The organism is Telluria sp. LT2P80 (assembly GCF_059685955.1).
In genome coordinates this window covers 166,315-177,592 of record NZ_JCASIO010000009.1, presented here as the reverse complement: position 1 = coordinate 177,592, position 11,278 = coordinate 166,315, and the positions used below count along the sequence as shown (strand labels likewise).

The following is an 11,278-nucleotide window of genomic DNA, read 5'->3' as shown; positions in this document are numbered from 1 at the left end:
GTCGGTATCCCGGAAAACGCGGCATTGCACCCTGAGCGCTTTGAAGAGCCGCTCAACATGCATCGGCGGGTACAGTTCCGCTGCCAGGGCCTGCTTCTAAGTTTTTACACGGCCTGGGCCGAAAGCGGCCGGTCAGCATGGCTCAATGTACAAGCATGTTGCGGCCAGACGAAGTAACAGGTTTTTGTCATGCGTCCCAAGCCGGTCACGCCTGCTGCGCCGTCGGCGCGCCAGTGACCGGCTCCAGCAAGTGGCCGCTCAGCCAGCGCGCCACTTCCGCCGCCCTGCCCTCGATCTGCGGGCCGAAACCCTCCCTGGCCAGCAGCGCAATGCCATTCGGATTACGCAGTACGCCCTTCTGCAGCACCGGCCGGCCGCTGGTCGTATCGATGCAGATGGCGTCGAACCCCGCTTGCAGCAGCGGCGCGAGCACCAGGTTGTGCGACGACACCAGCACCAGGTCGTGCCTCGACAACTGTTCGAGCACCGCAGCGGCAGCGGATACCGACTCGAGGTGGTTCGTACCGCGAAACACCTCGTCGATCAGGCACACGCCTGCAGGCTGGCCGGCTGCGTCGAGCAGTTCACGGGCACGGCGCAACTCCGCCATGTACAGGCTCTCGCCGCCGAGCAGCGAATCCTCGTTCTGCATGCTGGCGCGCACTGGCACCGCAGGCAGACGCGCCCGCGTGGCGTAGCAAAAGCCAAACGCACGCGCTGCGAGCAGGTTCAGGCCCACCATGCGCAGGAAGGTACTCTTGCCCGACGCGTTCTGGCCCGAGACGAACGCGCCGCGCTCATGCAGCGACAATGACAGAGGCGCCGGCTGCGCCATCAACGGATGCACGCCATCCTCCAGCAGCAGGTCACGCGCCCCGCCCCGTTCGGCCCAGCACCAGCGCGGCATCGCGTTCAGGTGCCGCGCCAGCGCGACATCGGCTTCGAGGTTGGCGCACGCCAGATAGCACTCGCGAAGAAACGCGCGCTGCCCGAACACGATACGCGCCGTCCGGAAGTAATGCGCGATATTCCCGGCAGCGAACCAGTCGGCATACTGCCTGCCGCCCGGGATCATGCGCAGCGCGAAGGGCCGGTCGAGGCGCACATGCAGGCGCGCGGCGGTCGCGCGCGTCGCCACGAACGGTTCGGTCAATGCCCCGCCCCCCTTGCCGAGCAGGCCAACGGTGGCAAGCAGCGCGCCCAGCGAGCGGATGGTCGCGGTCCAGCCCTCGATCTGCTGGTGATAGCGGATCTGCAGCGCCATCAGCGGCGCGAGCGCAGCCAGCGTCAGCATCCAACCCAGCGGCAACGTCACCAGTGCGGCGACCGACACCAGCAGCAACACCGGTAACAGCCACAACCAGCGTGACCACCACGGCGTCACGGGCGGCGTCTCGCCGAACAACAGCGCGCTCACATCCACATCCGCATGGCGCAGCATCCGCAGTTGCGCGTGCAGCGCGGACAGGTGCGCGGGGTCCGCGATCAAGCCTTGCAGGCGCGTGCGCTGGGCACCGCAGGCGGCATCGTCCACGCCCGCGCGCAGGCGCCGGTGCAGCACCTGGCGGCCGAAGATGCTGGCATCGGGCGCCAGCTTGTCCTCGAACGATGGCAGCAGCAGGTCGTCCCAGGTCTGGGCATCGATGCTGGCGCGGTTGGGGCCATCCTGCTCGTGCAGACGCCCGATATCCTGGGGCGTGAAGAAGTGGTTCGGAGGCGGCGCGGTCGATGGCGCCAGTGTGGCGATGGCGGAACGCCAGAGATGCTGCAGATGGTCGAACGACGACAAGGTGAGTCCTGAAGAGAGCCGGCGGTGCCGGTTGCCAGGTGCATGTGCAGACGACATGGCGAACTTGCAAGAAGGAAAACGTTCCAGTGGCGAAATTATCTTTTTTGCATAAGGAGCGCCACTACGGACAATGTTCGTTTCCCAACATACCGAGGCAGTAAACACTGGCACGATGCCTTCTTGACCATCTCTATAACAATGTCCATGAAAGGCAGGCCCTCCATGAAACGCGCTTCGCTCGCCGCCGCACTATGCCTCGTGTTCGGCTCCGCCACCGCCCAGCAGGGCGACGGCACCCAGTTCTCCACCAAGATCAACGTCTGGAAGCCCAACAAGGTCGAAGCGACGCCCGAGCGGATTCGTGCACTCAAGGCACCGCCCGGCTTCACGGTCAGCGCGTTTGCAACCGGCCTGAAAAACGCCCGCATCATCGCCGTCGCGCCCAGCGGCGACATCTATGTGAGCCGCCGTGACCAGGGCGACGTGCTGCTGCTGCGCGACACCAACAACGACGGCCGCGCCGACGGCGAGCCGATCACGGTGGCCAACCGCGCCGGCGCGCATGGTCTCGCGATCCGCGACAACAAGCTGTATCTGGTGACGGTCAAGGAACTGTTCGTGGCCGATATCCAGAAGGATGGCCGCCTGGGCGAACTCAAGATGCTGATCGGCGACCTGCCCGACTCGGGCCAGCACCCGAACCGCACGATGGCCTTCGGCCCGGACGGCATGCTGTACCTGAGCGTGGGCAGCACCTGCAATACCTGCAACGAGAGCAATCCCGAAAACGCCACGCTGCTGCGCATTTCGCCGGACGGCAAGCAGCGCACCATCTTCGCCAGCGGCCTGCGCAACCTGATCGGCTACGCCTGGCATCCGACGACGGGCGAGCTGTGGGGCTTCGACCATGGCATCGACTTCCTCGGCGACGACGTGCAGGCCGAGGAAATCAACAAGATCGAACTGGGTAAACAGTATGGCTGGCCGCACGTCTACGGTGCCAATGAGATCTACCCGCAAAGCACGCCCGTGGGCGAGATCACCAAGGAGCAGTGGAAAGCGCGCAGCACGCCGATGGTGCTTGGCTACACGGCCCACGCAGCGCCGATGCAATGGGTGTTCGGCGCTGGCAGCGCGTTCCCGGCCGAGTACCAGGGCGACGCGTTCGTGACGATGCGCGGCTCGTGGAACCGGGTGCCGGCATCGGGCTACGAGATCGTGCGCGTACGCTACCAGAACGGCCAGCCGACGAAGGTCGAGCCGTTCGTCACGGGCTTTTTGACCGATGGCGGCAAGACCCACATCGCGCGTCCGGTCGGGCTGGCGATGGCGAAGGACGGTTCGCTCTTGATGGCGGACGATGCCAATGGCGTGATCTACCGGGTCGCCTACACCGGCGGCAAGGCCGGCATGCCGGCAAAAGCCCCGGCAGGCCCGCTGGAGCAGCAAACCAGCAAGGGCACCAATGTTCCACTGGCACTCGAGCGCCCCGAGACCGAGGCCAAAGGGCAGATGACCGTCTCGTCGCCCAGCTTTGCGGCCAACGGCATGATGCACGAGCGCTACACCGAGTACGCCGACGGCGTCTCGCCGGCGCTCTCGTGGAAAGCGGTGGCCGGTGCGAAGTCGTACGTGATCATCGCGGAAGACCCGGACGCCAAACCGGCCCTGCCCTTCGTGCACTGGGTGATGTGGAATATCCCGGCCAATGTCACGAGCGTGCCGGAAGGCGTGCAGGAGCAAGCCCGCCTGTCGGATCCCGACGGCGTGCTGCAAGGCCTCACGACGCGCGGTTCGCCGGGCTACTACGGACCGAAGCCGCCACCGGGTGAAGCGGCGCACCGCTACCACTTCCAGGTGATGGCGCTCGACACGATGCTGGACGTGCCGTTCGGCGCCGACCGCGACCAGGTGCTGGCCGCGATGAAGGGCCATGTACTGGCCAAGGGCGAGATCGTCGGCAAGTACGCGCAGAAGCAGAAGCCGCAGAAGTAAGGCTGTAGAGCAAACCTCACCGGCGGCCGTGTCCGCGGCCGCCCGGACGGACACCGCGGACAGCGGTGTCCGCTATTGTCCGCCATACGAATCAATGACTTAACGCCTGGCACGGATCGTGCAATAACGACTACTACACCGTCGTTACTGGACCATCATGATCCCCGAACCATCCCGGCAGGACACTACCCTGACGCCGCCCCCGGCGCAACGATTCAAGCGCCGCGCCCTGATGATCGGCGCGGCCGCGGCGCTGGTTGCCGTCAGCGCCACGCTGTACGCCGCCTGGAACAACAGCGAACATAGCGTCTCGGCCAGCCGCATCCGCATCGCCGAGGTGGCGCGCGGCGCGCTGGTGCGCGACGCCGCCGTCAATGGCCGCGTCGTGGCTGCCGTCAGTCCCACGCTGTATGCCACCGCCCCGGCCACCGTCAACCTGAAGGTCGCCGCCGGCGACACGGTCAAGAAGGGCGACGTACTGGCACTGCTCGAATCGCCCGACCTGACCGACGCCCTCAAGCGCGAAGTGTCGTCGTATGAACAGCTCAAGGCCGAAGTGGCGCGCCAGCAGATCCTGTCGCGCAAGCAGAAGCTGCTGGCCCAGCGCGAAGCCGACACCGCCGAGATCGACCGCCTGTCGGCCCAGCGCACGCTGGAGCGCTACGACAGCGTCGGCCAGATCGGCATCATCGCCAAGATCGACTACCAGAAGGCCAGGGATGCGGTCAATTCAGCCGGCATCCGCGCCAGCCACGCCAGGCAGGCCGCCGCGCTCGAAGGCGACGACGTCGAACTGGCGATCAAGACCAAGACCAATGAACTGGAACGCCAGCGCCTGTCGATGGCCAACGCCCAGCGCCGCGTCGACGAACTGACCGTGCGCGCGCCGGTCGATGGCTTCATTGGCACGCTCAATGTGCAGAACCGGATGGTGGTCGCCGCCAACGCGCCCTTGATGACGCTGGTGGACCTGTCGCGGCTGGAGGTCGAACTGGAAGTGCCCGAAACCTATGCCGGCGACATGGGCCTGGGCATGCGCGCCGAGATCACCCTGCCGGCGGGCCGCGCCACCGGCACGCTGTCGGCGCTGTCGCCCGAGGTGGTCAAGAACCAGGTGCTGGCGCGGGTGCGCTTCGATGGCGCGCAGCCGACCGGCCTGCGCCAGAGCCAGCGCGTCAGCGCGCGCCTGCTGATCGAGGAAAAACCGGACGTGCTGATGGTGCAGCGCGGCCCGTTCGTCGAGAACGAAGGCGGGCGCCATGCCTACGTGATGCACGACGGCGTGGCCGTACGCACGCCGATCCGGATCGGCGCCACCAGTATCTCGGCCGTTGAAATCATCGACGGCCTGAAAGCCGGCGACAAGGTGGTGGTGTCGGGCACCGATGCCTTCGACAATGCCGCACGCGTCTCAATCAATCAATGAACCACGGAGCCAGACTATGCTGCGCATGACCAACCTGAGCAAGGTGTACCGCACCCACATGATCGAGACGCACGCGCTGCGCGGCTTCGCGATCCACGTCAGCCAGGGTGAATTCGTCACCGTGACCGGCCCGTCCGGCTCGGGCAAGACGAGCTTTCTCAACATCGCCGGCCTGCTCGAAGAATTTACGTCGGGCGAATTCATCCTCGATGGCGTGAACGTCAAGGGCCTGGACGACGCAGCGCGCTCGCGCCTGCGCAACGAAAAGCTCGGCTTCATCTTCCAGGGTTTCAACCTGATCCCCGACCTGAACCTGTTCGACAACGTCGACGTGCCGCTGCGCTACCGCGGCTTCAATGCGCGCGAGCGCAAGGAACGCATCGAGGATGCTCTCGGCAAGGTGGGCCTGGCCTCGCGCATGAAGCACTACCCGGCGGAACTCTCGGGCGGCCAGCAGCAGCGCGTGGCGATCGCGCGCGCGCTGGCCGGCAGTCCGAAACTGCTGCTGGCCGATGAACCGACCGGCAACCTCGATACGCAGATGGCGCGTGGCGTGATGGAGCTGCTCGAAGAAATCAATGCGGCCGGCACCACCATTTTGATGGTGACCCACGACCCGGAGCTGGCCGTGCGCACCCACCGCAACGTGCACATCATCGATGGCCAGGTGTCGGATCTGGTACGGCGCGCCCCGTCGCTGCACCAGGCCCATACCGACGTCACGGCATAAGGAGCGGCGATGTTCGGCTATTACCTGATGCTTGGCGTGCGCAGCCTGCGCCGCAATCCGTATCTCACCGCGCTGATGGTGCTGACGCTGGCGATCGGCGTGGCGGCCAGCGTGTCCACGCTGACCATCCTGCACGTGATGTCGGGCGATCCGATTCCATCCAAGAGCGAGCGCCTGTTCGTGCCGCAATTCGACAATGGCCAGCTTGAAGGCTACGTCCCGGGAGCCGATCCGGACGACATGCAGATGAGCTATCCGGATGCCGCCAATCTGCTGCGTAGCGGCCAGGGCGAGCGTCGCACTGCGATGTACAACATCCAGCTGCCGGTCGAACCCACACGCAAGGATCTCCCTGCTTTCAATGCGACCGGACTGGCGGCCACACGCGATCTCTTCGCGATGTTCGACGTGCCTTTCCGGTATGGACAGGCCTGGAGCGAAGCGGACGATGCACGTGGCGCGGACGTCGTCGTGCTGAGCCAGGCCATGGCAGAGAAGCTGTTTGGCCAAACCAATCCGGTCGGCCAGCGCCTGGTGCTGACAGGGCATCAATACACCGTGGTGGGGGTCATCGGCCCGTGGGCGCCATTGCCCCGCTATTACAAGCTGATCGGCGCAAGTCGCTTCGGCCAGGGCGAGGATTTCCTGATCCCGTTCGCCAGCGCCATCGGCCACGAAGTACCGCATGCAGGCAGCATGAGTTGCAGCGGCAAGCGCGATAGCGGCTATGCTGCCCTTCTTGCGTCCGAGTGCACCTGGATCCAGTTCTGGTTCGAGACCCGGTCGCAGGCCGAGCGCACCGACCTGCAGGCGTTCATCGATAGCTACGCCAGCGAACAACGCAAGCTGGGTCGCCTGAAGCGGGCCGCGCCGAACATGCTGTACGACGTGATGGCGTGGATGGACAAGCTCAAGGTCGTGGCCAACGACAGCAAGCTGTCGGCGTGGCTGGCATTCGGGTTCCTGGCCCTGTGCCTGGTCAACACGATCGGCCTGCTGCTGGCCAAGTTCTCGGTGCGCGCGAGCGAAGTCGGCATCCGCCGCGCGCTGGGCGCGTCGCGCGGCGACATCTTCCGGCAATTCATGATTGAAACGGGCGTGATCGGACTGGCCGGCGGTGTACTTGGCCTGATCCTGGCGTTCTGCGCGCTGGCGCTGATCGGCATGCAGAGCAAGGGCATGGCGAACATCGCGCACATGGATTGGAAGATGCTGATCGTGACCTTCGTGATCTCGATCGCCTCCGCACTGCTTGCCGGCTTCCTGCCGACCTGGCGCGCCTGCCAGGTCACGCCTGCCATCCAGCTCAAATCACAGTAAACCCGGGAGAACTGCATGGAAATCCGTCCTATCCTGTCGGCCCTGTTGCGCAACAAGACCGGCCCCGTGCTGGTTGCGCTGCAGGTCGCGCTCAGCCTTGCCCTCCTGGCCAACGCGCTGCACATCGTCAGCGAACGACGGGCGGTCGCTGCCCGTCCGTCGGGCCTGCTCGACGAGGCTGCCACCTTCTACTTCGAGGCGCACAACCTGGACAAGGACACACCGGAGCAGATGCTGGCAACCATCAAACGCCAGAGCGAACTGCTGCGCGCGGTGCCCGGCGTGGCGTCGGTGGCGTACGTGTCGCAGATGCCGATGTCGAACAAAGGCAGCACCAGCAGTTTTTCGGTCGACCGCAATCCGCAGGGCCAGAACACATCGCTGGGCATGTATGTATCGGGCGACTCACTGGTAAAGACCTTGGGCCTGCAAGTGGTTGCGGGGCGTGACTTCCTCCCTGGCGAACTGGTTGACATCAATGAGCAGGCGTTGCGTATCCCGCCCGACACCATGATCATTACCAGGGCGGTGGCCGACAAATTGTGGCCGGGCACGTCCGCAGTTGGCAAGATGCTGTATTTCGGTAGCGGCGAAGTGCCGGGCGCCCGCATCGTGGGGGTCGTCGAGCGCCTGCAAACGGCGCATGCCCAGGTCGGCGACCTCGGAGAATACGCGATGATCATGCCGGCCCGCCTGTATGGCGGGGAGAGCGCGCTGTACGCGATACGCGCCGAACCAGGCCAGCGCCACCGCGTGATGAAAGAGGCAGAACAGGCGCTGCGCGCGGCGTCTAGCCGCCCGATGATCCTGAACGCGAGAACGGTCGAGGAAGACCGCAAGAACCGCTACCGCGCCGACCTTGCACTGTCGTGGATGCTGGTGACGGTCAGCGTGCTGCTGCTCCTGGTGACCTGCAGCGGCATTGTCGGCATGGCCAGTCTGTGGGTGACCCAACGCCGCAAGCAGATCGGCGTGCGGCGCGCGCTTGGTGCGCGCAAGATCGACATCCTGCGCTACTTCATCGTCGAGAACGTGATGATCACGAGCGCCGGCGTGGCGGGCGGCGTGCTGCTGGGCGTTGGTCTGAACCAGCTTTTGGTGACGAAGCTCGAGATGGCGCGCCTGCCGGTGGCCTACCTGATCGGCGGCGCGCTGATGTTCTGGGTGATCGGCATCCTGGCGGCGTATGGCCCGGCCTGGCGCGCGGCCAGCACCTCGCCGGCGCTGGCCACCCGCAGCCTGTGAGCACGCGCGCGGATGCTATGCTGGCGGCCATGCCCACAGTTCTCATCATTGACGACAATGCCGCCGTCGCCATGGCGCTCGACGTGCTGTTTTCGCTGCACGATATCGCCACGCTGCGCGCGCTTTCGCCCGCAGAAGGCCTGGATGTGCTGGCGCGCGAACCAATTGACCTGGTGATCCAGGACATGAACTTCACGGCCGACACCACATCGGGCGAAGAAGGCGTGGCGCTGTTTCGCGCAATCCGCGCGCGCCATCCCGACCTGCCGGTAATCCTGCTGACCGCCTGGACGCACCTGGACGCGGCGGTCGACCTGGTCAAGGCCGGCGCCGCCGACTACCTGCCCAAGCCGTGGAACGACGAGCGCCTGCTGGCCAGCGTCAGCAACCTGATCGAACTGGGGCAAGCCAACCGCGCGCTGGGCAGCCGCCTGCAGCACGAACGCAAGGCGCGGCTGGCGCTCGAGCAGAACTTCGACCTGCGCGGCCTGGTCTGGCAAGACCCGGCCACCGAACGCGTGTTGCACCTGGCTTGCCAGGTCGCGCGCGCCGACGTGCCGGTGCTGATTACCGGCCCGAATGGCGCCGGCAAGGAGCGCATCGCCGACATCATCAAGGCCAACTCGCAGGTGGCCGAGGGTCCGTTCGTGGTGCTCAATTGTGGCGCCCTGCCGTCCGAACTGATCGAAGCCGAATTGTTCGGCGCCGACGCCGGCGCCTACACGGGCGCGTCGAAAGCGCGCGAAGGCAAGTTCGAAGCGGCCGACGGCGGCACGCTGTTCCTCGACGAAATTGGCAACCTGCCGCTGGCCGGCCAGATGAAACTGCTGCGGGTGCTGGAAACGGGCCGCTTCGAGCGTCTTGGCTCCAATCGCGAGCGCCAGGTGCGCGTGCGCGTGATCAGCGCCACCAATGCCGACCTGGGCGCGATGATCCGCGCCGGCACCTTTCGCGAAGACCTGTTCTACCGCCTCAACGTGATCGAGCTGCGCCTGCCGCCACTGGGCGCGCGCCCCGGCGACATCCTCCCGCTGGCGCGTTCGTTCCTGGCTGCCGGCAAGGCGCTGCACCCGGCCAGCGAAGCGGCGCTGATGGCCTATCCGTGGCCCGGCAACGTACGTGAGCTGAAAAACGTGATGGCGCGCGCCAGCCTGCTGTCGCATGGCGATACCGTCATGGTGGCTGACCTGGGACTGCCGGCAGCGAGCACGCCGGCATCGGTATCAGGCCAGGAAGCGGAGCCGGACCGCGCCGCGCTGGTGGCGGCCCTGGCGCGTGCCGGCGGCGTGGTGGCGCAGGCGGCGGCCGATCTTGGCCTGTCGCGCCAGGCGCTGTACCGCCGCATGGAGCGGCTGGGCATCGCGCGGCCATGACCGACAGCGCGCGCCAGCCCAGGTTTTCACTGGTCACGCGGCTGTCGGCGCTGGTGGGCACGCTGCTCACACTGGCGGTGCTTGCCGCACTGCTGCTGGATCACCTGCTGCCCGCCCGGCCGCTGCTGGTGCTGGCCATCTGCCTGCTTGGGCTGGTGCCGCTGGCCGTCATCACGCTGCGCGCACAGCTGCAGCCGGTGCTGTCGCTGTTCCGGGCGCTGGAAGGCACGGTCGACAATTATCGCGACGGCGACTTTTCGTGCAGCCTGCACTGGCCGCACAACGATGAACTGCGTGACCTGATCGCGGCCCACAACAACCTGGGCAACGTGCTGCGCGAGCAGCGCCTGGGGCTGGCGCAGCGCGAACTGCTACTCGACTCGATGGTGCAGAACACGCCGGTCGCGATGCTGCTGGTGGCCGATTCGACGACGCCCGGCGGCGCCATCGTGTTCGCCAACATCGCCGCGCGCCAGTTGCTGGCGCAGGGGCGCAAGCTTGAAGGCCACAGCCTGCGGGCGGTGCTCGATGATGCTTCGGCCGCTTTGCGCGACGCGCTGGCGCGCGGTGGCGACGGCCTGTTTACCGCTGGCGAAGGCGAGGCCGAAGAGGTCTATCACCTGGCGCGCAGCACCTTCACGCTCAATGGCCGGCGCCACGAGCTGCTGCTGCTGCGCCACCTGACGGTCGAACTGCGGCGCCAGGAAGTCCAGACCTGGAAAAAAGTCATCCGCGTGATCAGCCACGAATTGAACAACTCGCTGGCGCCACTGGCGTCGCTCGCGCACTCCGGGGCCGAGCTGGTACGGCGCGGCCAGCTCGAACGCCTGCCGCAGATCCTGGAAACGATCGGCGAACGCACGCGCCACCTGGAGAGCTTCATTTCGGGTTACGCACGCTTTGCCAAGCTGCCGACGCCGCGCCTGGAAGCCTGCAGCTGGCCAGCCCTGGTCACGCGTCTGGCTGGCCAGGTACCGTTCGCCGTCGCGGACGAGCTGCCGCAGGATGCGGCCTGGATCGACGCCGCGCAGCTCGAACAGGCGCTGCTCAATCTCCTGAAGAACGCGCACGAATCTGGTTCCCGGCCAGAGGCCGTGCAGTTGCAGATACGGCGCGTGCAGGACCAGGTGCGCATCGATGTGACGGACCGCGGCAGCGGCATGAGCGAAGCGGTGCTCACGCACGCGCTGGTGCCGTTCTATTCGACCAAGCGCGCCGGCACCGGCCTGGGGCTGGCGCTCGCGCGCGAGATCGCCGAGGCGCACGGCGGGCGCATCCTGCTGGCCAACCGCGACGGCGGCGGCCTGGCCGTGACGCTGTTCCTGCCGGCGCTGGCGGCGACCTGAGAGCCTGCAGGGGCGGCTCTGGTAACATCGGCTTTGCCCTCCACCGCTTCGTGC

8 protein-coding genes are annotated in these 11,278 nt (G+C 66.4%); 7 read left to right on the top strand and 1 reads right to left on the bottom strand.

Annotation, left to right across the window (positions count from 1 at the left end; translation table 11 throughout):
* Positions 1 to 205: 205 nt before the first annotated feature.
* Positions 206 to 1,846, bottom strand: coding sequence for a MutS-related protein (locus tag AC56LW_RS20950; RefSeq protein WP_499637286.1), 1,641 nt, complete (start codon positions 1,844 to 1,846; stop codon positions 206 to 208).
* A gap of 165 nt (positions 1,847 to 2,011) precedes the next feature.
* On the opposite strand from AC56LW_RS20950, the gene AC56LW_RS20945 reads away from it, so the two are divergent.
* The 7 genes from AC56LW_RS20945 (at position 2,012) to AC56LW_RS20915 (ending at position 11,224) form a co-directional block, all read left to right on the top strand.
* Positions 2,012 to 3,784, top strand: coding sequence for a YbhB/YbcL family Raf kinase inhibitor-like protein (locus AC56LW_RS20945; protein WP_499637284.1), 1,773 nt, complete (start codon positions 2,012 to 2,014; stop codon positions 3,782 to 3,784).
* A gap of 157 nt (positions 3,785 to 3,941) precedes the next feature.
* Positions 3,942 to 5,210: an efflux RND transporter periplasmic adaptor subunit gene (locus tag AC56LW_RS20940; protein WP_499637283.1), complete on the top strand. Its 1,269-nt coding sequence runs from the start codon at positions 3,942 to 3,944 to the stop codon at positions 5,208 to 5,210.
* Between the two features lie 16 nt (positions 5,211 to 5,226).
* Entirely contained in the window at positions 5,227 to 5,940 is a 714-nt protein-coding gene (locus tag AC56LW_RS20935; RefSeq protein ID WP_183554333.1) for an ABC transporter ATP-binding protein, read from the top strand.
* 9 nt (positions 5,941 to 5,949) lie between these two features.
* A complete protein-coding gene (locus AC56LW_RS20930; protein WP_499637281.1) occupies positions 5,950 to 7,260 on the top strand; it encodes an ABC transporter permease in 1,311 nt (436 codons plus the stop codon).
* Positions 7,261 to 7,275: 15 nt separating this feature from the next.
* On the top strand, positions 7,276 to 8,505 hold the full coding sequence (locus tag AC56LW_RS20925) for an ABC transporter permease (RefSeq protein ID WP_499637279.1): 1,230 nt from the start codon (positions 7,276 to 7,278) through the stop codon (positions 8,503 to 8,505).
* A gap of 29 nt (positions 8,506 to 8,534) precedes the next feature.
* Positions 8,535 to 9,878 carry a sigma-54-dependent transcriptional regulator gene (locus tag AC56LW_RS20920; protein WP_499637277.1) on the top strand — a complete coding sequence of 448 codons (1,344 nt, stop codon included), beginning with the start codon at positions 8,535 to 8,537 and terminating at the stop codon, positions 9,876 to 9,878.
* Positions 9,875 to 11,224, top strand: a complete 1,350-nt coding sequence (locus AC56LW_RS20915; RefSeq protein WP_499637275.1) for a sensor histidine kinase — start codon at positions 9,875 to 9,877, stop codon at positions 11,222 to 11,224. The genes AC56LW_RS20920 and AC56LW_RS20915 overlap by 4 nt, the downstream gene beginning before the upstream one ends.
* The last annotated feature ends 54 nt before the right edge of the window (positions 11,225 to 11,278 follow it).